We start from the raw sequence: 23,171 nt of genomic DNA, 5'->3' as shown, positions 1-23,171 counted from the left end.
CCTTGGGGATTATCATGTCCCGCATTCTCTTTTGGTGACAGCGATATGACTGATCAGCGCAAAGGCAGCGATGCCGAACCCACCACTCACTTCGGCTTCAAGAACGTCCCGGAAAGCCAGAAAGCGGAAAAAGTCGCTGAGGTGTTCCACTCCGTGGCAGCCAAGTACGACCTGATGAACGACGTGCTCTCCGGCGGTATGCACCGCCTGTGGAAACGCTTCACCATCGAGCTGTCGGGTGTACGCACCGGCAACCGTGTGCTGGACATCGCCGGCGGTACGGGTGACCTGGCGGCCAAGTTCTCCAAGCTCGTCGGCCCTACCGGCCAGGTGGTGCTGGCGGACATCAACGGCTCGATGCTCAAGGTCGGCCGTGATCGCCTGCTCGACAAAGGCGTGGCCGGCAATATCGAATTCGTCCAGGCCGACGCTGAAAAGCTGCCGTTCCCCGACAACCATTTCGACTGCGTGACCATCGCCTTCGGCCTGCGCAACGTGACCCACAAGGAAGACGCGATCCGCTCGATGCTGCGCGTCCTCAAGCCGGGCGGTCGCCTGTTGGTACTGGAGTTCTCCAAGCCGACCAACGCGCTGATGTCCAAGGTCTACGACACCTACTCCTTCGCCTTCATGCCGTTGATGGGCAAGCTGATCACCAATGACGCCGAAAGCTACCGCTACCTGGCCGAATCGATCCGCATGCACCCCGACCAGGAAACCCTGAAGTCGATGATGGTAGAGGCCGGTTTCGACCGCGTGACCTACCACAACATGACCTCGGGCATTGTCGCCCTGCACCGTGGCATCAAGCCCTGATGCTGCTCAAAGGCCTTCTTGCCAGCGTCGAACACGGCCTCAACCGTGTGCTGCGCCTGGACAGCACCGCCCTGGCACGGCTCGCGCACTTGAACGGCAAGGTCATCGCCGTGGACTGCAGCAGCCCCGCCCTGCAGCTGTTTATCCTGCCCAGCGATGAAGGCCTGCTGCTCGCCACTCAATGGGCCGCCGAAGCCGACTGCACCCTGCGTGCACCGGCCTCCAGCCTGTTGCACCTGGCGCTGAGCCGCAACAAGACCGCCATCCTTCACAGCCCCGAAGTGCACCTGGAAGGCGACAGCGCGGTCCTGATGGACCTGGCCGCCGTGCTGCAGGACCTGGAGCTGGACTGGGAATACGAGCTGTCACGCTGGATCGGCCCCGTCGCCACCCAGCTGATCAGCGGGCACCTGCGCAGTCGTACGCGCTGGTACCAGCAGGGGTTCGCCAGCCTCAACCAGAACCTCGCCGAATACCTGAGCGAAGAATCGCGCACCCTGGTCGGAGAACGGGAAGCGCAAGCGCGCTTTCGTGAACTCGACAAGGCCAAAATCGACCTGGAACGCCTCGAGGCCCGCTTCGAGCGCTTGAGCCGTTCCCTTGATCCAAGCGATAACGCATGAAGCTGCTCGCCGTCCGCCGTTTGTTCCGTATCCAGCGCGTCGTAATCCGCTACCACCTCGATGACCTGCTGTTCGCCCTGCCCTTGCCATGGTTCCTGCTGGCGGTGCGCTATGTGCTGCCTTGGCGCTGGTTCCCGCGCAAACAGCTGGAGTTGAGCCGAGGCGCGCGCCTGCGCCTGGCGTTGCAGGACCTGGGGCCGATCTTCATCAAGTTCGGGCAGATTCTGTCGACCCGCCGCGACCTGCTGCCGGAAGACATCGCCGACGAACTGATGCTGTTGCAGGACCGCGTACCGCCGTTTGATTCCCAGCAGTCGATGAAGCTCATCGAAGACCAGTTGGGCAAGAAGATCAGCGAGGTGTTCAGCCGCTTCGACGTCGAACCGCTGGCCTCGGCCTCGGTGGCGCAAGTGCACGCCGCGCAGTTGAAGAGCGGCGAAGAAGTGGTGGTGAAGGTGATCCGCCCGGGCCTCAAGCCGATCATCGGCCAGGACCTGGCGTGGCTGTTTATCCTGGCCCGCGCCGCCGAACGTTTCTCTGCCGATGCGCGCCTGCTGCACCCGGTGGACGTGGTCGCCGACTACGAGAAAACCATCTACGACGAACTCGACCTGCTGCGCGAAGCAGCCAACGCCAGCCAGCTCAAGCGCAACTTCGAAGGCTCGCCGCTGCTGTACGTGCCGCAGGTGTATTGGGACTGGTGCCGCCCGAAAGTGCTGGTGATGGAGCGCATCTACGGCGTGCAGGTCACCGACCTCGCCACCCTGGCCGACCAGCGCACCGACATGAAGATGCTTGCCGAGCGCGGCGTGGAGATCTTCTTCACCCAGGTGTTCCGCGACAGTTTCTTCCACGCCGACATGCACCCCGGCAATATCTTCGTCAGCACCGTCAACCCGTGGAGCCCGCAGTACATTGCGATCGACTGCGGCATCGTCGGCAGCCTGACCCCGGAAGACCAGGACTACCTGGCGCGCAACCTGTTCGCCTTCTTCAAGCGCGACTACCGCCGCGTGGCGCAGTTGCACATCGATTCGGGCTGGGTGCCGGCGGAAACCAAGCTCAATGAATTCGAAGCGGCGATCCGCACCGTGTGCGAGCCGATCTTTGAAAAACCCCTGAAAGATATCTCCTTCGGCCAGGTGCTGATGCGCCTGTTCCAGACCGCGCGGCGCTTCAATATGGAAGTGCAGCCGCAACTGGTGCTGCTGCAAAAAACCCTGCTCAACATCGAAGGCCTGGGCCGTCAGCTGTACCCGGACCTCGACCTGTGGAACACCGCCCAGCCGTTCCTGGAACGCTGGATGCGCGAGCGGGTCAGCCCGAAAACCCTGCTGGGCAACCTGCACAGCCAGTTCGAACAGCTGCCGCACCTGGCCAACATGACCCGCGACCTGCTGGAGCGCATGTCCCAGCCCCATGCCAAAGACCCCGCGCCGCCCTGGCAGAAGCGCAAGGACGACTGGTTCCTGCGCCTGCTGGGTGCTGCGCACCTGGTCGGTGGCGTGATGCTGGCCATTGGCGGGCCGCTGAACCAACTGGGCCACTGGCCGGCCGGCATCATGGTCGCCGTGGGTGTTTATCTGATCGTGCGTCGATAGCCAATCCGGTTATACACTGTCGCAAATTGCCGGAGCCGAAGATGAAAGACTGGCTGGACGAGATCAAGTGGGACAGTGACGGCCTGGTGCCGGCCATTGCCCAGGACTACAAGACCGGGCGCGTGCTGATGATGGCCTGGATGAACCGCGAGGCCCTGAGCCTCACCGCCACTGAGCAGCGCGCCATTTACTGGTCACGTTCCCGTGGCAAACTGTGGCGCAAGGGCGAAGAGTCCGGGCACGTGCAAACCCTGCACGAGATGCGCATCGACTGCGACGCCGACGTGGTGATCCTCAAGGTCGAGCAGATCGGTGACATCGCCTGCCACACCGGCCGCCACAGCTGCTTCTATCGCGTGTTCGAGAACGGCGAATGGAAGGTCGTGGAGCCGGTGCTCAAAGACCCGCACGCCATCTACTCGGCAGGACACTGACCATGAGCGATACCCTCAACCGTGTGGCCCAGGTGCTGGAGGACCGCAAAGGTGCGGACGCCGACAGTTCCTACGTCGCCAGCCTGTACCACAAGGGCCTGAACAAGATCCTGGAAAAACTCGGCGAAGAGTCCATCGAGACCATCATCGCCGCCAAGGACGCACAAATCAGCGGCGATTGCAGCGATGTCATCTATGAGACCGCCGACTTGTGGTTCCATAGCCTGGTCATGCTCGCCCAACTGGGGCAGCATCCACAGGCCGTGCTGGATGAACTGGACCGTCGCTTCGGCTTGTCCGGGCACGCCGAAAAGGCCTCGCGCCCGTCCGCTTGAATAACTTTTACTAGAGGATTTGCAGCATGGGCATTTTTGACTGGAAACACTGGATCGTCATTCTGGTGGTGGTGGTACTGGTATTCGGCACCAAGAAACTCAAAAACCTCGGCACCGACGTGGGCGAGTCGATCAAGGGCTTCCGTAAAGCCATGAACGACGATGAGAAGCCTGCCGACCCGGCCGCCAACCCGGTGCCACCGGCCCAGCCTGTACACCCCCAGGCCACCCAGCCGATCACCGAGCGTCGTACCTTCGACGTGCAGGCTGAAAAAGTCGAAGAGCCGACCCGCAAAGACTCGTGAGCACTGACTAATGTTTGGTATCAGCTTCTCTGAACTGCTGCTCGTCGGCCTGGTTGCCTTGCTGGTACTGGGGCCGGAACGCCTGCCCGGTGCCGCACGCACGGCCGGCCTGTGGATCGGGCGCCTGAAACGCAGTTTCAACGCCATCAAACAGGAAGTTGAACGGGAAATCGGCGCCGACGAGATCCGTCGCCAACTGCACAACGAACATATTCTGTCGTTGGAACAGGAAGCCCGGAAGATCCTGTCGCCGGTGCAGGAGCCCGCCAAACCGGTGGAGCCTGTGGCCGAGCACAGCATCGCGCCTGCGCCTGCGCCTGCGGTGGATACCCCGCCAGCCGCCCCGACCCCGACCCCGACCGCTGCAACCGAGCCTGCGCCGACGCCCGCTGCGTCGCCCGCGCCCCATGACCCTACATTGCCGCCGCGAGCCCCATGAGCGCTGATAAACCGGAAAACGACCAGCATATGCCGCTGGTCTCGCACCTGACCGAGCTGCGGACCCGCCTGCTGCGTTGCGTGGCAGCGATCTTCGTGATCTTTGCCGGGCTGTTCGCCTTTACCCAGCAGATCTACACCTTCGTCTCCACGCCGCTGCGCCAGTACCTGCCGGCCGGCGCGACGATGATTGCCACCGATGTGTCGTCGCCCTTCCTCACACCGTTGAAGCTGACGATGATGGTCTCGCTGTTCCTGGCGATCCCGGTGATCCTGCACCAGATCTGGGGCTTTATCGCGCCGGGCCTGTACAAGCATGAGAAGCGCATCGCCGTGCCCTTGCTGGTGTCGAGCATCCTGCTGTTCTACACCGGCATGGCCTTCGCCTACTTCCTGGTGTTCCCGTTGATCTTCAAGTTCTTCGCCGCCGCCACCCCGGCCGGCGTGGAGATGATGACCGACATCACCAGCTACCTCGACTTCGTGATGACGCTGTTCTTCGCCTTTGGCGTGGCGTTCGAAATCCCCGTGGCCGTGGTGCTGCTGGTGTGGATCGGCGTGGTCAACGTGGCGTACCTGAAGAAAATCCGCCCGTACGTGATCATCGGCTGCTTCGTGGTCGGCATGATCCTCACGCCGCCGGACATCTTCTCCCAGACCCTGCTGGCCGTGCCAATGTGGATGCTGTTCGAGATCGGCATCCTGTTCAGCGGCCTGATCAGCAAGCGTGGCGATCACCCGGATGACCAACCCGCCGACGACGACCAGCCGCCAGCGACCCAGCCGTGAACCTGCTGCTGCTGTTCGATGCCGACTTCATTGCGGCCGACCGGGTGATCCTGCGTGATCGGCGCCTGGTGCATATGCAGGAAGTCCACCGCGCCGCCGTAGGCGACAGCCTGCGGGTCGGGCGCCTTGGCGGGTTGATGGGCAACGCGCAATTGCTGCGCCTGGAAGCCCGCGAAGCCGAACTGCAAGTGAGCTTCGACCAACCACCGCCGGCCAAATTGCCCCTGACCCTGCTGCTGGCCCTGCCACGTCCGAAGATGCTGCGCCGGGTCCTGCAAACCGTGGCGGCCATGGGCGTGCCGAAAGTGGTGCTGGTCAATAGCTACCGGGTGGAAAAAAGCTTCTGGCAGACCCCCTTCCTGGAGCCCGAGGCCATTCGCGAACAACTGATCCTCGGCCTGGAACAGGCACGGGACACGGTGCTGCCGCAAATCGTTATCGAAAAGCGCTTCAAGCCCTTCGTCGAAGACCGCCTGCCGGCCATGACCGAAGGCACCCTTGGCCTGATCGGCCATCCCGGCGACTACCCACCCTGCCCCCGTGGGCTGGATGAACCGGTCACCCTGGCCATAGGCCCGGAAGGTGGCTGGATCCCCTATGAGGTGGACCTGCTGGCCAAGGCCGGCTTGCAGCCGGTGCAATTGGGCGCCCGCATCCTGCGCGTCGAAACGGCCGTCACCGCCCTGCTCGCCCGCCTTTTCTAACCACACCGCATATCCCTGTGGGAGGGGGCTTGCTCCCTCCCACAGGGTAGAGCGTCGCTACAGAATCCCGTATGCAGGCCGATAACCCGTGAATAAGTCCAAGCTTTGTTCCAGGGGAGTTCGCAGCATGTATCGTTGGTTAGCCGAAAAACTGGGGAATGTCAGCGTCAAAACCAAGCTGGCGGTGGGCTTTGGCCTGGTATTGCTGTTGACACTGATGATCACCTTCACCGGCTGGAGCGGCCTGGGCAGCGTGATCAGCCGGGGCGACAAACTGGGTTACATCTCCAGCCTCAATGAGCTGACCAAGGACCTGCGCCTGGCGCGCCTGGACTACGAAATGCGCCGGGGCGAACAAGGCCCGACGGCGGTCAACGAGCTGATGAGCAAGCTTGAAAGCGGCCTGAAAACCGCCGACACCTTGATCGATCAACCCGCCGACAATCTGCTGGTGGACGAGCAATTGGCCGCGATCGCCCAATACAAGCATGCGTTCGACGATATGGTCCAGGCCGGCGCCAACCGTGAAAACGCCCGTAGCAAGCTGGGCGATACGGCCGACAATGCGGTGCTCAAGATCGGCGAGATCGAAAAATCCCTGTTGCAAGGCGACAGCGTCACCCAGTTCAACAGCGTGGTCGAGCTGAGCAAGCTGATCCAACAGGCGCGCTTCCAGGTGCGCGGCTACACCTACAGCGGCAAGGTTGAAGCAGAACAGCCGGCCCTGGACGCCATTGATAACGCCCTGAAGAAAATCGCCACCCTCAACGGCACGCTGCCTGAGCAGTACGCAACCAACCTGCAACAGGCCAGCGTTTCGCTGCAAGCCTACCGCGCGGCCGTCAGCCAATACCGAGACTCCCAGGTCGCGAGTACCGCCGCCATGAAAAAGATGGGCGAACAGGGCGACATCTTGCTTGAGCGCAGTAAAAAACTGACCCTCTCCCAGACCGTCGTGCGCGATACCGACGCAGCCCAAGCCAAGAGCCTGTTGCTGCTGGCCACCGTGCTTGCCTTGGTCTTCGGACTGGTAGCGGCCTGGGCCATCACGCGGCAGATCATTCTTCCGCTGAACCAGACCCTCGAAGTGGCCGAGCGCGTCGCCTCGGGTGATCTGAGCCACAACCTCATTTCACTGCGCCAGGATGAATTGGGCCAATTGCAACGCGCCATGCAAAGCATGACCGTGGGCCTGCGCGAGTTGATCGGCGGCATCAGCGAAGGGGTCACCCAGATCGCCAGCGCCGCCGAGCAACTGTCGGCCGTCACAGAACAAACCAACGCGGGGGTCAACAGCCAGAAAGTCGAGACCGACCAAGTGGCCACCGCCATGAATGAAATGGCCGCCACCGTGCAGGAAGTGGCGCGCAATGCCGAGGAAGCCTCCGAAGCCGCAGTGGCCGCCGACCAGCAGGCCCGCGAAGGCGACAAAGTGGTCGGCGAAGCGATCGCCCAGATCGAACGCCTTGCCACTGAAGTCGGCAATTCCACGGTCGCCATGGCCGATCTGAAGCGCGAAAGCGACAAGATCGGCAGCGTGCTCGATGTGATCAAGTCCGTGGCCCAGCAAACCAACCTGCTGGCCCTCAATGCAGCCATTGAAGCGGCGCGTGCCGGTGAAGCCGGACGCGGTTTCGCGGTGGTGGCCGATGAAGTGCGCAGCCTGGCCCAGCGCACCCAGAAGTCCACCGAAGAGATCGAAGAGTTGATCGTCGGCCTGCAAAGCGGCACCCAGCAGGTGGCGAACATCATGGACAACAGCCGTGGCCTCACCGACAGCAGTGTCGAGTTGACGCGCCGCGCCGGCAGCGCCTTGGAGAACATCACACGTACGGTCTCGACCATCCAGGCGATGAACTCCCAGATCGCCACCGCCGCCGAGCAGCAAAGCGCCGTGGCGGAAGAGATCAATCGCAGTGTGTTGAACGTGCGCGATATCTCCGAGCAGACGGCTTCGGCCAGTGAAGAGACTGCCGCATCGAGTACCGAACTGGCGCGCCTGGGCACTCATCTCCAGGCGCTGGTCGGCCGCTTCCGGGTCTGACCCCTTCCCCGCGTGGCGACCCGCCCTGGGTCGCCGCATGCAATCTGTGAAATTTCCTACGCGCTTATCAGCCCCACCTCTGCGCCGAGAGAACTAGCGTTCAATTCAGCTCAATGTGCCTGCGCACGTTGAGAACGCCCACTGTTCACTTGTCGGAGGTTGATCATGCTTCGTCGAATGACTTACCTGTTGGGTGACGCCAGTGTCACTCTCAAACTGGCCCTGGGCTTCTCCCTGGTCCTGGCATTGAGCCTTGTGATTGCCGTGACTGGCTGGCAGGCGCTGGCCGCGTCCCTTTACCGCTCGCAGACCCTGACCGTGCTCGCGCAATTGGCCGTGACGGGTGAAGAACTGCGGGCTGACCGAATCGTTTACCGCACCCTGGACGATACCAACAGCCTCAACAAATTGAGCGTGAGCATAGAAAAAATAGACGGGCTCCTGAGCGAGCTTTCCAACCGCCTTAAAGCCCCAAAACCCATTCAGTACCTGCAGGAGATGACCCGCCTTTCTGCAACGTTCAAAGCCACACTCAAGGATGTGCCCGCGCTGGTCGAGACACGTGAGAGTGCCCGTGAACAGCTCAAGCAGAGCTCCGTACGCACCGGCGATGTACTCGCACAACTGGCCAGCGACTTACCCGACCAGGAGGATGAAAAAGCCCTCGATGCCATCGAAAACCTGCGCCAGGCCATAGAGCAGGCGGAGGATCGAGCCCAAACCCCTGCCTGGGCCGCCAGCTCGCTGGATGCCTACGCCCAGGCCGTCAGCGACGCCGAGCGCAACCTCGAACTCGCCCAGGCGGGCGTAGCAAAATTGCCGGTCGACAGCGGCGCCCTGAAAAATACCGTGCTCAGTATCCGCACCCACCTCACACGCCTCAAGGACACGCAACTCACAACCGAAGGCGCGCAAAATCAATTGGAACAGCAACTGGACCAACTGCTCGCCCAGAGCGATCTCTTGAGCCAGGACCAGACTCAACGGCGCGAACGCGAAGCCGAACAGGCCCGCACCCAAACCCTTGGTACGACCGCTGCCGCCTTGCTGCTGGGCACCCTCGCGGCCTGGCTGATTGCCGGGCAGATCGTGAAACCGCTGCGCAAAGCGCTGTCCGCTGCCAATCGCATTGCGCAAGGCGACCTGAGCCATGACGTGCAATCCCGACGGCGTGACGAGTTGGGCCAACTGCAACGCAGCATGAGCCAAATGACGCTGAACCTGCGGGGGCTGATTGGCAACATCAGCGACAACGCGCGGCAAATTGCCAGCGCCGCCGAGGAGCTCTCCACCGTGACCGAACAAACTCGCGCCGGGGTGAATCATCAGCGCGATGAAACCGAGCAGGTCGCCGCCGCCATGAACCAGATGCTCGCCACCGCCCAGGAGGTTGCGCGCCACGCCGAGCAGGCTTCCCTCGCCGCCGGACAGGCCAATCAACAGACTGAGCTGGGCGATCAGGTAGTAACGGATGCCGTGGCGCAAATCGAGCACCTTGCCCATGAAATGGCGCGCGCGGGTCAGGCCATGGTGGGGCTGCAACGGGAAAGCCAGAAAATCAGCAGTGTGCTGGATGTGATCAAGTCAGTGTCACAGCAGACCAACCTGCTGGCGCTCAACGCGGCCATAGAAGCCGCACGGGCCGGCGAGGCCGGTCAAGGCTTCGCGGTGGTCGCCGATGAGGTGCGCGGTCTCGCCCAACGGACCCAGCAGTCCGCCGAGGAAATCGAAGAACTGATTGGCGGCCTGCACAGCGGTACACAACAGGTGGCCGACATCATGGACTACAGCCGCACCCTGACCGACAACAGCGTCGGCCTGGCCCGCAACGCCGGGGACTCCCTGACGGAGATTGCCCGCACGGTGTCGGTCATCCAGGAAATGAACCCGCAGATCGCCGCTGCCGCCGAGGAGCAAAGTGCGGTGGCCGAAGAGATCAACCGCAGCGTATTGAAAGTACGCGACGCCTCGGAGCAAACCGCCGCCGCCAGTGAACAGACGGCAGCGGCCAGTATCGAACTGGCGCGGCTGGGAACGGATTTGCAGCAATGCGTGGGGCGGTTCAAGGTATGAACGCCCCGCGCCCTATAGCACCTGGCGCAGAAACGCCTGGGCGCGCGGGTCTTTGGGCGCCGCGAAGAACTCGGCCGGGGCCGCATCTTCCAGCAACTTGCCATGATCGAAGAACAGCACCCGATCCGCCACTTCACGGGCAAAACCCATTTCGTGAGTGACGCAGACCATGGTCATGCCTTCCAGGGCCAGGGTCTTCATCACGTCCAGCACTTCGCCGACCATTTCCGGGTCGAGGGCCGAGGTGGGCTCGTCGAACAGCATCACCTTGGGCTCCATCGCCAACGCCCGGGCAATCGCCACGCGCTGTTGCTGGCCGCCGGAAAGCCGTGATGGAAACTCGTTGGCTTTCTGCGCAATGCCGACCTTTTCCAGCAGCGCCAGGGCCTTGGCTTCGCGCTCCTTCTTGCCGCGCTTGCGCACGACTTTTTGCGCCAGGCACAGGTTTTCCAGCACGGTCATGTGGGGGAACAGGTTGAAGTGCTGGAACACCATGCCGACTTCACGGCGATAGGCATTCACATCGGTTTTCGGGTCGGCCAGTTGCAGGCCATCGATGCTCACCGAGCCGGAATCGAATTCTTCCAGGCCATTGAGGCAACGCAGGAACGTGGACTTGCCGGAGCCGGACGGGCCGATCACCACCAGCACTTCGCCCTTGGCCACCTGGGTGGTCACATGGTCCACCGCGCGCACCACGTGCCCGCGGGTATCGAAGACTTTTACCAGATCGCGGACTTCAATCACTTTGGGCGAGCCTCCGCTCAAGCCGGCTGGCCATTTTCGACAGCGGCAGGTTGATCAGCAGGTACAACCCTGCCACACAGAACAGGATTTCAAACGGCGAGAACGAGGTGGTGATCACTTCGCGACCGCTTTTGAGCAGCTCGGTAATCGCGATCACCGAGACCAGCGAGGTGTCTTTCACCAGGCTGATAAATTGCCCAGCCAACGGCGGCAACACGCGCTTGAAGGCCTGCGGCAGCACCACATGGCGCATCGACTGGCTGGCGCTCAGGCCCAGGGAGCGAGCCGCCTCGTTCTGGCCACGGGTGATGGACTGCACCCCCGCGCGGACGATTTCCGCCACATAGGCGCCGGTGAACAGCGACAGGGCGGCGATCCCGGCGAATTCCCGGGACAGGTTGAGCACCGTGCCGATAAAGAAGTAGAAAATGAAGATCTGCACCAACAGTGGCGTACCACGCACCAGTTCGACGTAGATCGTCGAAAGATCGCGCAGGGTCGGGTTATTGGACAGTCGGCACAGCCCGGTGGCAAGACCGATCGCCAGGCCGAGAATCCCGGATACCACCGACAGCCACAACGTGGTCCACAGGCCCCACATCAAGGGGCCCAACGCCCAATGGCGGTTAACCCCGATGACGTCGCCTTCGGCCACATCATCACCGCGCGCCACTTGCAGGCTGTTGTCGGCCACGCTCACGCGCTGTTCGACGCCGGCATCGTTGCGCAGGGTGACTTCGGCCACATCGCCCTTGCGGACCAGCTCCACGACAGTGGAGATGTCCGCAGCGCGCTGGGACTCTTCGGCTTGGTAGGCGAAGTATTGCGGGACCCGGTTCCAGCGCCACTCGTAGGACATCAGCGAGGTGGCGTAGTACAAGGCGCCAGCCAGGCCGACCAGCACGACGACGGTCAGCAGGTGCCAGGGCCATTGGGCTTTTTTCTGTTTCATCTACTCAGCATCCAAAAAAATCGAGGCCCGCACACCTGAGGTGGCGAGCGGGCTCCCCACAGCAAGCCCTCTCACACCAGAAAACAGTCCCGCTTTATTCCATGTCCTTGAGCCACTCGGAGCTCTTGAACCACTTGTCATGGATGCGATCGTAGGTACCGTCGTTCTTGATCTGGTGCAGGAAGTTGTTGATGAAGTTGATGCTGTCGTAGTCACCCTTCTTCAGGCCGAACGCCAGCGGCTCAAAGGTGAAGGGTTCTTCGAGGAACACCAGCTTGCCGTTACCGACTTTTTTCTCGGCGACCACGTTGTACGGCGCGTCATACACGAAGGCATCGGCCTTGCCGTTGACCACGTCCAGCACACCTTCCTGCTCGTTGTCATAGCCGTGGTACTTGGCCTTGGAGATCAGCTTCTTGGCGACCATCTCACCGGTGGTGCCGAGCTTGGAGGTCAGGCGGTACTTCTCGTCATTCAGGTCTTTATAGGACTTGATGGTGCCTTCCAGGTCCTTGCGGATCAGCAGGGTCTGGCCAACCACGATGAAGGGCTCGCTGAAGTTCAGGCGCAGGTTGCGTTCCTGGGTCAGGGTCATGCCGCTGCCGATCATGTCGAACTTGCCGGTGAGGAACGCCGGGATGATGCCGTCATAGCCGGTGGACACCAGCTCCAGCTTGACGCCCATGGACTTGGCCATGGCCTTGAGGATATCGACCTCGAACCCAATGATTTCGCCGCGTTTGTCGGTCATTTCGAACGGCATGTAGGTCGGGTCCATGCCGACTTTCAGCGTGCCGCGCTTGACCGCATCATCGATGGCACCGGCCTGGGCGGCATTGGCCGCAACCAGCGCGGCGACGCCGAGCAGCAGCATCGAAAGATACTTTTTCATCATCAAGTCCCCTGAACGATTCTTATACGGTCGGCGCGCAAAAGGGCTGCACCAATTCGGGGTGCGATCCTAACCCACTCATTGCCTGTCACAAAGGTTTCACGGGTATTTGTTATCTGCGTATGTCGGAAAAGTCCCACAACAACGCAGCCAACTGCTGGGATAGACGCTTGCGTTGGCAGCGCTGACAACGGGTTGATGTGTAAGAAGTTATGACTTCCAGTCGACCTCTACCAGCCAGTCCATGTCCTTGAACCACTTGTCGTGCAAGCGATCGTAGGTCCCGTCCTGGGCGACTTGATTGAGGAAATGATTGATCCAGTTGAGGCTGTCAAAATCGCCTTTCTTCACGCCAAACGCCAAGGGTTCAAAGGTGAACGGCTGTTCAAGCGCCAGCAACTCGCGGTTTTCCGGCAAGCTCAGGGCGATCAGGTTGTAGGGCGCATCATAAATAAAGGCATCGGCGGCACCGTTCACTACTTGGTGCACAGCCTCCCGGGGCGTTGCAAAACTGCTCAAGCGTGCCGCCCCCAGGAAACGTTGCGCCGCCGCCTCGCCAGTGGTGCCCTGGACGGTGGTGACGCGGTAAGTGGCGTCGTCCAGGTCTTCGACACTGGTGACCTTGCCCCTCAGGCTGGGGTGCAGCAATACGGTTTGCCCCACCACGATAAAGGAGTCGCTGAAATTCAGCTTCAGGTTGCGCTCCTGGGTGACGGTCATGCCGCTGCCGATCAGGTCGAACTTTTTCGCCTGCAGCCCAGGCAGCAACTCGGTATAGGGCACGCTGACCAATTCAAGCTCAACGCCCAGGGCCTGGCTCATCACCTTGAGCAGGTCGACTTCAAAGCCCACGATACGGCCCTCTTTATCGGTCATTTCAAAGGGCACATAGGTGGGCGTAGTACCCACCTTCAACACACCACGCCGAACCGCATCGTCGATGGCACCGGCCTGCACCAGACCACTGTGAATCAATGCGATAACGCCGATCAGCAATGCCGAACAATACCTTTTGATCATGAATCCCCCTGTGATCGAGTCAAATTTGGGGGGCGATCCTACCCCACTCGCGGGCACGCAAATATGCCTCGGACAAGGGACTTTTGTTTCGAAATAACAAGGAGTTAGGGCGATAGAGAAACGCTGTAGGACCAGCGCTTCGAACGCCCCCGAAGTGAACCCTCGGGGGCGTCTGAATCAGGCCGGTTGGGCCTGGGACGACAGCGGTTGCAGCGGCAGTAACGGCGCGTGCGGGTCGGCCTTGATCGAATTGCGCCAGGCAGCGAGCCACTCGGCATGCCCTTCGCTCCAGACCTGCTCATGCAAGCGGGCCAGGGCTACCGGGTCGCTGAGCAACGCCAGGCGTTCGCCGTTGTTGAGGCCGGCAGGGCCGACTTTCAACGCGTGGCGCACACGTTCGGTACGCAGGTACTCGATGGGCTCGGCCTGACCGTGACGCGAGGTCGCCAGGGCACAGGCCAGGGCGTTCTGCTGCGGGTCGACCACCGAGCGCACAAAGCCGTCTTTCAGCGCGTGCCAACGGTTTTCGTGGGTGTACTTGTCGGTGGACAGCAACGCTTGCGGCGGATTGTATTCCTCAGGGATCAGGAACAGGCTCTCATCGCGGGACTTCAGGCCGAGGTTGACCCGGCTGGAGATCACCGACACCGGGATCGACAGCATCAACGAACCCACGATCGGCACCAGCCACCACAGGAAGCTGGGGTTCAACCACACCACCAGCAGGGCCCAGAAGAAGCCAAGCAGGGTCTGCGTGCCGTGACGCTTGATCGCTTCGCCCCACGGGGTGGAGTCGTCGTCACGCTGCGGCGAGTTCCAGGTCGCGGCCCAGCCGAGGAACGCGGCGAGCACGAAACGGGTGTGGAAAATCATCCGCACCGGCGCCAGCAGCATGGAGAACAGCATCTCCAGCAGCATGGACATCGTCACCTTGAACTTGCCACCGAACTCTTTCGCGCCCTTGGCCCAGATCAGGATGATGCTCAGCAATTTCGGCAGGAACAGCAGCACGATGGTGGTGGAGAACAGCGCCACCGCCTTGTCCGGGTGCCATTGCGGCCACAGCGGGTACAACTGGCGTGGCGCCATGAAGTACTGCGGCTCCATCAGGGTGTTGACCGCCAGCAAGGCCGTCGACAGCACCAGGAACAGGAACCACAACGGTGCCGACAGGTAGGACATCACGCCAGTCAGGAACACCGCGCGGTGCACCGGGTGCATGCCCTTGACCAGGAACAGGCGGAAGTTCATCAGGTTGCCGTGGCACCAGCGACGGTCACGCTTGAGTTCATCCAGCAGGTTCGGCGGCAGTTCTTCGTAGCTGCCCGGCAGGTCGTAGGCAATCCACACGCCCCAGCCGGCACGGCGCATCAGCGCCGCTTCAACGAAGTCGTGGGACAGGATGGACCCAGCGAATGCCCCTTTACCCGGCAATGGCGCCAGGGCGCAGTGCTCGATAAACGGTTTCATGCGGATGATCGCGTTGTGACCCCAGTAGTGGGATTCACCCAGCTGCCAGAAGTGCAGGCCGGCGGTGAACAGCGGGCCGTACACCCGGGTGGCGAACTGCTGCATGCGCGCATACAGGGTGTCCATGCCCGACGCACGCGGCGCGGTCTGGATAATCCCGGCATCCGGCGTGGCTTCCATCAGGCGCACCAGGCTGGTCAGGCATTCGCCGCTCATCACGCTGTCGGCGTCGAGAACCACCATGTACTTGTAGTCGCCGCCCCAACGACGGCAGAAGTCGTCGAGGTTGCCGCTTTTACGCTTCACGCGACGGCGACGGCGGCGATAGAAGATCTTGCCGAAGCCACCCGCCTCTCGGCACACGTCGAGCCAGGCTTGCTGCTCGGCGATGCAGATGTCGGCCTCATTACTGTCGCTGAGCACGAAGAAGTCGAAACGATCGAGGTCACCGGTGGCGGCCACCGATTCGAACGTCGCGCGCAAACCCGCGAATACCCGCGGCACGTCTTCGTTGCAGATCGGCATGACCAGCGCGGTGCGCGCGTCTTTCGGGATCGGCTCATCGCCGGCACTTTTACCGGAAATCCGGTATTTATCGTGGCCGGTGAGCAGTTCGAGAAAGCCCATCAATGCAGTCCAGAAACCGGCCGAGACCCAGCAGAACAGGATCCCGAACATGATCAGGATGCTGGTCTGCAAGGCGTAAGGCAGCACCTGGGTGGCGGTTTGCAGCAGGGTCTGGTTGCGGATCTCGTCGAAGTCGACCAGCGACCAGCCCTGGTACGGCATGATGCCTTTCATGTACCAGCCGGCCACGATGGTCTGGCCGAGCATCAGCACCAGCAGGATGTAACGACGAATCGAACCCACGGTACGCCAGCGGGCTGCCGGCAATACGCGCTCATCCTTCGGCGGGGTCGGCGGGTTGCTGCGGCCGGTGATCCGCCGCCAGCCGCGCACCAGGATATTGGTGCGCCACGGCTCAGGTACCACGCGGGTACGGCGGATCGGCGGCGTGGCCTTGAGGCACACGCGCCCACTGGCGTCGAGCCCGAGCATTTCGGCGTCTTGCAGCTCTTCGGCCGTGCTGAGGGTCAAGCGAGGACCCACCGACGCCTGGGCGGCGTCGACGGGGGCATCGAACGCCTTGGACGACAAGCGCTCGTGCAACTCGGTGAAGGATGTGCAGCCCGCCAACTCGGCGCGCTGCTCAGCGGTCATCGGAAGATGCGCCAGGTACTCGGAGAGAGTCTCTGGCTGGACTTGAGAATTACTCATCGGCAGGCAACTGATAGCTCCAGGTTTCGGTCAGGACTTGCTCGGTCTTGATCGGCTCCGGTGTGGCTGGGGCAGCTTCCGGCTGCTTGGCTTCCTTGTCTTTCGCGTCTTTCTTGGCCTGTTTCTCGTGTTGCTTGGCCAGAACCTTGTCGGCCTTCAGCACCTGGGTCGAAACATGCTCAGGCTCAGGCGGCGTGATGTCCTGAACCAGGGCTGCGCGCATTTCGGTCGGCTTGCCTGCGTCCTTGATCTTCATACGCAGGGTCAGGCGCCAGCCTTTGGTGTGTTCGTTGTAGCGCACGCTGTTTTCTACCAGCTCGGCGTTGTCGCCCACGCTCACCTGGCTGCGCACCGGGGCGTCCGGCAGCAGTTTCTTCAGGGACGGGCCCTCGAAGTCCACCAGGTACGCCACGCTGCCATCCGGCTGACGGATCAGGTTGGATTGCTTCACATCACCGGTGGAACGCAGGGTCTGCTTGACCCAGGCGCTGTCCGGCGAATGGAACGCGGCATCATCGAGGGTCCAGTGCAGGCGGTAGGCCACTTCCAGCGGCTTGCCGACTTCCGGCAACTCCGCCGGGCTCCAGAACGCAACGATGTTGTCATTGGTTTCGTCGGCAGTCGGGATCTCAACCAGGTCGACGGAGCCCTTGCCCCAGTCGCCTTCAGGCTCGATCCACGCACTCGGGCGCTTGTCGTAGTTGTCGTCGAGGTCTTCGTAGTGGCTGAAGTTGCGACCGCGTTGCAGCAGGCCGAACCCACGCGGGTTCTCCACGGTGAAGTTGCTGACCGACAGGTGTTTAGGGTTGTTCAGGGGGCGCCAGATCCACTCGCCGTTGCCGGCATGGATCGACAGGCCGCTGGAGTCATGCAGCTCGCGACGGTAGTTGAGCACCTTGGACGGCTGGTTGGCGCCGAACAGGAACATGGAGGTCAACGGAGCAACGCCCAGTTTGCTGACCTTGTCACGCAGGAACATCTGGGATTTCACATCCACAACCGTGTCGGTGCCCGGACGCAGGATCAGGCGATAGGCGCCGGTCGCACGTGGGGAATCCAGCAGGGCAAAGATCACCAGGTGCTTGTCACCCGGTTTTGGACGCTCGATCCAGAACTCGGTGAAACGCGGGAATTCTTCACCCGACGGCAGCGCGGTATCGATCGCCATGCCACGGGCGGACAGGCCATAGACCTGATCCTTGCCGACGACGCGGAAATAGCTGGCGCCGAGCATGGTCATGATTTCGTCTTGCTTGTCGCCCTTGTTGATCGGATACAGCACACGGAAACCGGCGTAACCCAGCTGCTCGGTGGCTTTAGGATCAAACTTCACGTCGCCGAAATCGAAGCGAGTCGGGTCGTATTTGATTTCCTGGACGCTGTCGGCGGTCACTTCGTTGATTTTCACCGGTGTATCGAAATGCATACCCTGGTGATAGAAGGACAACTTGAACGGAGTGTTCTGATCGGCCCATTCGGCTTTTTCATTGCGGAAACGAATCTTCTGGTAGTCCGCGAACTTCATTTCGCGGAATTCGTTCGGCAGATTGCTGCGCGGAGCTTCGTATTTCTGCCCGGCCAGCTCTTTTGCCTTGGCCGACACATCATCCAGACTGAATGCCCACAGTTGACCCGCGCCGAACAGGCAAAACAGGGCGGAGCCCGTCACCAGTGCGTTTCGTAACCGTTTGGCAGACAATTTTGGTGCATTACAGGGACTAACAATCACGAGCAACCCTCGCCGAAAACAGATCAAAAAACCAACGGCCAGCTATCTATATGCCAGGTTGGCGAGCATTGTTCCGACTCCCCTGGGTCAAAATGATTCCCCAGTGGTTATCGGACAAGTCTCTACCTAAGTCAAAAATGGACCAAACAACGCTGATCCCCGTAGCGCGCGATTATCTAGTAGCCCGCGAGACAACGCATCAGGGACAACGAAGTATTTGTAGCGAAACCCTACGTTTTTAGGCATTAAAGTCGTTTTTAATACATTCATGTCTGTAAGAGAAAGGTCACAGGGCCATCATTGACCAAATGCACCTGCATATCCGCGCCAAAACGCCCCGAGGCCACCTTGCCATGCAATTGTTGCGCTTGTAACAGCAAGTGATCAAAAAGCGCCGCTCCCAGGGCCGGCGGGGCAGCGGTGGAAAAGCTCGGCCGCAGGCCGCTCTTGGTATCCGCCGCCAAAGTGAACTGCGACACCAGCAGCAATCCCCCATCGATATCCTTCAACGACAGGTTCATCTTGCCCTCGTCGTCGCTGAACACCCGGTAGTTAAGCAGCTTGTGCAGCAGTTTGTCGGCGCTCTCGGGCGTATCTGAAGGTTCGACGGCCACCAGCACCAGCAAACCCTGGTCGATCGCCCCGACAATTTCGCCCGCCACTTCGACCCGGGCGCCGCGCACCCGTTGCAGCAAGCCCTTCATGCTTCTTCTGGCGGCAGATCAAGCAGGCGCCGCGCCATTTCGCCAGTCGCGCGTACCAGTGCATCGGTAATACCGGGCTCGGACGCCGCATGGCCCGCTTCACGGATGACCTGCAGTTCGCTGTTCGGCCAGGCCTGATGCAGCTCCCAGGCGTTATCCAGCGGGCAGATCATATCGTAGCGGCCATGGATGATGACGCCAGGCAGATGGGCGATCTTGTGCATATCGCGAATCAGCTGGTTGGGCTCCAGGAAGGAGTTGTTGGTGAAGTAGTGGCACTCGATACGCGCGATGGACAGCGCGCGCTGAGGCTCGGAAAAGCGCTCCACGTGCTGCGGGCTCGGGCACAGGCCGAGCATGCGCCCTTCCCAGCCAGACCAGGCCTTGGCGGCGTGCATCTGGGCGATCTGGTCGTTGCCGGTCAGGCGTTTGTGGTAGGCCGCGATCATGTCGTGACGCTCATCGGCGGGAATCGGCGCGATGTAGTCCTGCCAGTAGTCCGGGAACAGGCGGCTGGCACCGGCCTGGTAGAACCATTCGATGTCCTGGGGGCGGGCGAGGAAAATACCGCGCACGATCAGGCCATGCACACGTTCGGGGTGGGTTTGCGCGTAGGCCAGGGCCAGGGTCGAGCCCCAGGAGCCGCCGAACAGCACCCATTTGTCGATGCCAAGATGTTCGCGGATGCGCTCGAGGTCGGCGACCAGGTCCCAGGTGGTGTTGTTCTCCAGGCTCGCGCGCGGGGTGGAACGGCCGCAGCCACGCTGGTCGAAGGTGACGATGCGGTACAGGTTGGGATCGAAATAGCAGCGGCTCTGGGCATCGCAACCGGCGCCAGGGCCACCGTGGATGAATACGACAGGCAAGCCTTCGGGGGAGCCACTTTCATCGACGTACAGCGTGTGGGTGTCATCGACGGCCAGATCGTGCCGGGCGTAGGGTTTGATCTGCGGGTACCAAGTCTGCATTGCGCGCTCCGTAGGGGGTCGGGTTCATCCCTGGGGGGACGTCTTTTATTTTGCCGTCTGGCACTATAAACCCGAATTGTGCAATGAGCATGTCCTTGAGCGCTTAGAGCTGCGTCAGTAGTTCGCTCCTCAGGTAATCCAACAGGTAGCCGTACAGCCGATCCACCTCCGGGGCCTGGCCCTTTGCGCGTAGACAGCCGTGGACCAGGCCTTTGCCCGGATACAACAGTGCAGGCACACCGGCCTGTTGCAGGCGCTCGGCGTACAGCATGCCGTCGTCGCGCAGCGGGTCGAATTGGGCTACTGCGATCAAGGCCTTGGGCAAACCACTGAAATCATCGGCCAGCAGCGGCATGGCATAGGGCGATGGTTTAGCCAAATCGTGCAGGTAGAGCGCCAGGTAGTAGTCGGTGTCGGCAGTGCTGAGCAGCGGTGCATCCATGCAGTCACGGCGCGAGGGCAAATCGGCCGGGCCGCCCAGCCCGGGGTAAATAAGGACCTGGGCCCGCGGCATAGGCTGGCCATCATTGCGCAACCCCAGGCACAACGCCGCCGCCAGGTTGCCGCCTGCGCTGTCACCGACCACCGCCAGGCGTTGCCGATCGATGGCGTGCGGGCCCTCCTCTGCCTGGATCGCCTGCCACACCGCGCGACAGTCGTCGTATGCAGCCGGGAATGGGTGCTCGGGCGCCAGGCGGTAGTCGATGGCGATCACCAGCACCCGGAGGGCATTGGCCAGCTCGAAGCAGATGAAGTCGTGGGAATCCAGGCCGCCGACCACCCAGCCACCGCCGTGTATATAGAGGAGACATGGCCAGCCGTCGGCGGGTGGCGGTGTGGGGGGCAGATAACTGCGCACGTCCACGCCGGCCAGGGTGAAGTCCGTGAGCTGCAAGCCTTCCGGTTTCGGCGGGGTGAATGCCTGGCACATGCGCTGGTAACTTTGGCGCTGGCTCGTCAGGGAAGAGTCGGCGCAGGTGAAGGACTCGGTTTTTGCGACGAAGGCCGCGAGTTGCGGGGATATCGGGTACATACGCGATGATCTCTGGCGCGGCAGGTTCAAGGTGGGGGCTTCCGATTGCGATGGATCAGTCACTCGATAGGTGGCCTGGCATGGCGCTATCGGGGCAGTCGTATCTGCACATCTTCGGTGAAAGCATAACCTGAGGTAATGAAGTCCTTGTAGTGAGCGGGCTTGCCCCGCGCTGGGCTGCGAAGCAGCCCTAAAATCCCACACGCTGAGTACTAACAGAAAAATCCCGGCGCCTTTATTGGGGCTGCTTCGCAGCCCAGCGCGGGGCAAGCCCGCTCACCACAGCGTTATGCGTCAACCCTTAAGATACCCATGGCTATCGGGGCTGCACTTGGCTTAGGGTTTGAGGTAGGCCTGGAGCGACGCCAAGCCATCGCTGCCATCAAATGCTGTAACCCCGGCCAACCAGCGCTGCAAATCCTCGGGGTGGTCGCGCAGCCATTGCCTGGCCACGTCCTGCGGCGACTGGCGCTCCATGATCGGCACCATCAACTGGCTTTCCTGGGCGGCGGTGAAGGTCAGGTTCTCGAGCAATCGGTTAGCGTTGGGGCAGCGTTCGGCAAAGTCCGGCGCGGTCACGGTGGAGACCGTTGCGCGCCCTTCGTCAGGGCCGAACACGTCTTCGCTGCCAGTGAGATAGGCCATTTTCATATTGATGTTCATGGGGTGCGGGGTCCACCCGACAAATACCACGAACTCCTTGCGGTTCACCGCGCGCTGCACCGCCGCCAACATGCCAGCCTCACCGGAAGCCACCAGCTTGAAGCCGCCGAGGCCGAAGCGGTTGGTGTCGATCATTTTCTGGATATCGGTATTGGCGCCGCTGCCGGGCTCGATGCCGTAGATCTTGCCGCCCAGCTTGTCCTTGAAACGGGCGATGTCGGCAAAGGTCTTCAGCCCGGCGTCAGCCACGTATTGCGGCACGGCCAGAGTGGCCTGGGCATCGGCGAGGCTGGGTTTATCAAAGACCTTGACCTGCCTGGCGGCCAGAAACGGCGCGATGTTGTTGTCCATTGCCGGCTTCCAATAGCCGAGGAACACGTCCAGGCGTTTATCGCGGATACCGGCAAAAATGATCTGCTGCACGGCGCTGGTCTGCTTGCTGTCATAGCCCAGGCCGCTGAGCAGCACGTCGGCCATGCCCGAGGTGGCGACCACATCGGTCCAACTGACCACGCCCATGCGCACGGTTTTGCAGGAGGCCGGTTCGGCGGCCATGGCTTGGGCACTGAGGAGTGCGGCGCCGGTGAGGGTCAACAGGTAACGGTTGAACAGTCCTTTCATGAAAGAGGTCTCACTCGGCAGCTTTTATTATGGGAAGTGGCGTCTGGTGCGCCATAACCACAACCTTACCGAGCGAGACCTCTCCCAACACGACCTGTGGCGACTGTGAGTTGCACAGGGGCGACCGTTCGTCACTCGTAGCGCTTGCGCCCCCACGCCAGCAAGCCTTCCAGCAGCTGCTTCAACACCACCTGCGTCGGCTCGGCCAGATCCGGGCGATAGTGGAACGGCTCGAACTCTTCCATATACGTGCTCTGGCACAACTCCAGCTGCACCGCATGGATATCCTGCGCCGGATTGCCGTAATGGCGGGTGATATGCCCGCCCTTGAAGCGCCCGTTCAATACATGGGTGTACTGAGGATGGGTGGCACAGAGGGCCTCGAGCTGGCTGGCCAGTTCCGGATCGCAGGCGGCGCCGTTGAAGGTGCCGAGGTTGAAGTCCGGCAGCTTGCCGTCGAACAGGTGCGGGATCACCGAGCGGATCGAGTGCGCATCGAACAGCAACGCGTAGCCGAACTCGGCCTTGAGCCGCGCCAGTTCCTCTTGCAGCGTGCGGTGATACGGGCCCCAGATCTTTTGCAGGTAACTGGCGCGCTCTGTCTCGCTCGGCTCCAGCCCTTCCCGGAACAACGGCACGCCATCGAACAGGGTCGCCGGGTACAGGCCGGTGGTGGCACCGGCGTACAGCGGCTTGTCGTCCGAAGGCCGGTTCAGGTCAATGACAAACCGCGAGTACTCCGCCGACAAGGTGCTGGCACCCAGCGCTTCGGCGAAGTCATACAGCGTGGGGATGTGCCAATCGGTGTCCGGCAGGCTTTGCGCCTCGGGGATCAACCCGGCTTCCACCGCAGGCGTCAGGCGCAGGCCGGCGTGGGGCATGCTGATCAGCAGCGGCACACGGCCTTGTTTGAAGTTCAGAACCTTATCCAC

21 protein-coding genes and 2 pseudogenes are annotated in these 23,171 nt (G+C 61.7%); 12 read left to right on the top strand and 11 right to left on the bottom strand.

Annotated elements, in window-relative coordinates:
- Positions 1 to 45 precede the first annotated feature (45 nt).
- The 12 genes and pseudogenes from ubiE (at position 46) to AC07OT_RS28225 (ending at position 10,162) form a co-directional block, all read left to right on the top strand.
- Complete coding sequence (gene ubiE, locus AC07OT_RS28280) at positions 46 to 816, top strand: bifunctional demethylmenaquinone methyltransferase/2-methoxy-6-polyprenyl-1,4-benzoquinol methylase UbiE (RefSeq protein WP_003171186.1); 771 nt, start codon at positions 46 to 48, stop codon at positions 814 to 816.
- Positions 816 to 1,439, top strand: coding sequence for a ubiquinone biosynthesis accessory factor UbiJ (locus AC07OT_RS28275; protein WP_495109618.1), 624 nt, complete (start codon positions 816 to 818; stop codon positions 1,437 to 1,439). Before ubiE ends, AC07OT_RS28275 begins: the two co-directional genes overlap by 1 nt.
- On the top strand, positions 1,436 to 3,040 hold the full coding sequence (gene ubiB / locus AC07OT_RS28270; RefSeq protein WP_495109617.1) for a ubiquinone biosynthesis regulatory protein kinase UbiB: 1,605 nt from the start codon (positions 1,436 to 1,438) through the stop codon (positions 3,038 to 3,040). Before AC07OT_RS28275 ends, ubiB begins: the two co-directional genes overlap by 4 nt.
- Positions 3,041 to 3,081: 41 nt before the next feature.
- Positions 3,082 to 3,474, top strand: a complete 393-nt coding sequence (gene hisI / locus AC07OT_RS28265) for a phosphoribosyl-AMP cyclohydrolase (RefSeq protein ID WP_012721796.1) — start codon at positions 3,082 to 3,084, stop codon at positions 3,472 to 3,474.
- A 2-nt stretch (positions 3,475 to 3,476) separates the two neighbouring features.
- Complete coding sequence (locus AC07OT_RS28260) at positions 3,477 to 3,809, top strand: phosphoribosyl-ATP diphosphatase (protein WP_027605032.1); 333 nt, start codon at positions 3,477 to 3,479, stop codon at positions 3,807 to 3,809.
- 26 nt (positions 3,810 to 3,835) lie between these two features.
- A complete protein-coding gene (locus tag AC07OT_RS28255) occupies positions 3,836 to 4,114 on the top strand; it encodes a twin-arginine translocase TatA/TatE family subunit (protein WP_003171180.1) in 279 nt (92 codons plus the stop codon).
- Positions 4,115 to 4,124: 10 nt separating this feature from the next.
- The gene (gene tatB / locus AC07OT_RS28250) at positions 4,125 to 4,553 is read left to right on the top strand and encodes a Sec-independent protein translocase protein TatB (protein ID WP_141156527.1); all 429 of its coding nucleotides are present in this window, start codon (positions 4,125 to 4,127) and stop codon (positions 4,551 to 4,553) included.
- Entirely contained in the window at positions 4,550 to 5,341 is a 792-nt protein-coding gene (tatC, locus tag AC07OT_RS28245; RefSeq protein ID WP_092490204.1) for a twin-arginine translocase subunit TatC, read from the top strand. The genes tatB and tatC overlap by 4 nt, the downstream gene beginning before the upstream one ends.
- Positions 5,338 to 6,045, top strand: coding sequence for a 16S rRNA (uracil(1498)-N(3))-methyltransferase (locus AC07OT_RS28240; RefSeq protein WP_141156526.1), 708 nt, complete (start codon positions 5,338 to 5,340; stop codon positions 6,043 to 6,045). The genes tatC and AC07OT_RS28240 overlap by 4 nt, the downstream gene beginning before the upstream one ends.
- A gap of 127 nt (positions 6,046 to 6,172) precedes the next feature.
- A pseudogene (locus AC07OT_RS28235) lies at positions 6,173 to 7,231 on the top strand (methyl-accepting chemotaxis protein); the annotation flags it as partial.
- On the top strand, positions 7,217 to 8,089 hold the full coding sequence (locus tag AC07OT_RS28230) for a methyl-accepting chemotaxis protein (RefSeq protein ID WP_371856075.1): 873 nt from the start codon (positions 7,217 to 7,219) through the stop codon (positions 8,087 to 8,089). The pseudogene AC07OT_RS28235 and the gene AC07OT_RS28230, both read left to right, overlap by 15 nt.
- Positions 8,090 to 8,254: 165 nt before the next feature.
- Positions 8,255 to 10,162 (top strand): methyl-accepting chemotaxis protein, encoded by a 1,908-nt coding sequence (locus tag AC07OT_RS28225; RefSeq protein WP_495109616.1) that lies wholly within the window; start codon positions 8,255 to 8,257, stop codon positions 10,160 to 10,162.
- A gap of 12 nt (positions 10,163 to 10,174) precedes the next feature.
- On the opposite strand, the gene AC07OT_RS28220 is transcribed toward AC07OT_RS28225, so the two are convergent.
- The 11 genes and pseudogenes from AC07OT_RS28220 to hutG all read right to left on the bottom strand — a co-directional run bounded on the left by AC07OT_RS28220 (position 10,175) and on the right by hutG (position 23,171).
- Positions 10,175 to 10,909, bottom strand: a complete 735-nt coding sequence (locus AC07OT_RS28220; RefSeq protein ID WP_027605038.1) for an amino acid ABC transporter ATP-binding protein — start codon at positions 10,907 to 10,909, stop codon at positions 10,175 to 10,177.
- Positions 10,902 to 11,861 (bottom strand): amino acid ABC transporter permease, encoded by a 960-nt coding sequence (locus AC07OT_RS28215; RefSeq protein WP_065925730.1) that lies wholly within the window; start codon positions 11,859 to 11,861, stop codon positions 10,902 to 10,904. The genes AC07OT_RS28220 and AC07OT_RS28215 overlap by 8 nt, the downstream gene beginning before the upstream one ends.
- 94 nt (positions 11,862 to 11,955) lie before the next feature.
- Positions 11,956 to 12,753 (bottom strand): transporter substrate-binding domain-containing protein, encoded by a 798-nt coding sequence (locus tag AC07OT_RS28210; protein WP_065940764.1) that lies wholly within the window; start codon positions 12,751 to 12,753, stop codon positions 11,956 to 11,958.
- Positions 12,754 to 12,963: 210 nt separating this feature from the next.
- The gene (locus tag AC07OT_RS28205) at positions 12,964 to 13,773 is read right to left on the bottom strand and encodes a transporter substrate-binding domain-containing protein (protein WP_495109615.1); all 810 of its coding nucleotides are present in this window, start codon (positions 13,771 to 13,773) and stop codon (positions 12,964 to 12,966) included.
- 175 nt (positions 13,774 to 13,948) lie between these two features.
- Positions 13,949 to 16,521 (bottom strand): annotated as a pseudogene (mdoH, locus tag AC07OT_RS28200) (glucans biosynthesis glucosyltransferase MdoH); the annotation flags it as partial.
- The gene (locus AC07OT_RS28195; protein ID WP_495109627.1) at positions 16,514 to 18,193 is read right to left on the bottom strand and encodes a glucan biosynthesis protein G; all 1,680 of its coding nucleotides are present in this window, start codon (positions 18,191 to 18,193) and stop codon (positions 16,514 to 16,516) included. The gene AC07OT_RS28195 and the pseudogene mdoH, both read right to left, overlap by 8 nt.
- 323 nt (positions 18,194 to 18,516) lie before the next feature.
- Entirely contained in the window at positions 18,517 to 18,954 is a 438-nt protein-coding gene (gene dtd / locus AC07OT_RS28190) for a D-aminoacyl-tRNA deacylase (RefSeq protein ID WP_076951701.1), read from the bottom strand.
- Entirely contained in the window at positions 18,951 to 19,922 is a 972-nt protein-coding gene (pip, locus tag AC07OT_RS28185) for a prolyl aminopeptidase (RefSeq protein ID WP_027605045.1), read from the bottom strand. Before pip ends, dtd begins: the two co-directional genes overlap by 4 nt.
- 103 nt (positions 19,923 to 20,025) lie before the next feature.
- Entirely contained in the window at positions 20,026 to 20,955 is a 930-nt protein-coding gene (locus AC07OT_RS28180) for an alpha/beta hydrolase (protein ID WP_495109614.1), read from the bottom strand.
- 336 nt (positions 20,956 to 21,291) lie between these two features.
- Complete coding sequence (locus AC07OT_RS28175; protein ID WP_495109613.1) at positions 21,292 to 22,239, bottom strand: choline ABC transporter substrate-binding protein; 948 nt, start codon at positions 22,237 to 22,239, stop codon at positions 21,292 to 21,294.
- Positions 22,240 to 22,370: 131 nt separating this feature from the next.
- A complete protein-coding gene (gene hutG / locus AC07OT_RS28170) occupies positions 22,371 to 23,171 on the bottom strand; it encodes an N-formylglutamate deformylase (protein WP_495109612.1) in 801 nt (266 codons plus the stop codon).

The sequence above is a fragment of the Pseudomonas sp. GW821-FHT09C10 genome (assembly GCF_059418085.1).
The sequence above is the reverse complement of the archived record's forward strand: the minus strand, read 5'-3'. Positions and strand labels throughout refer to the sequence as shown.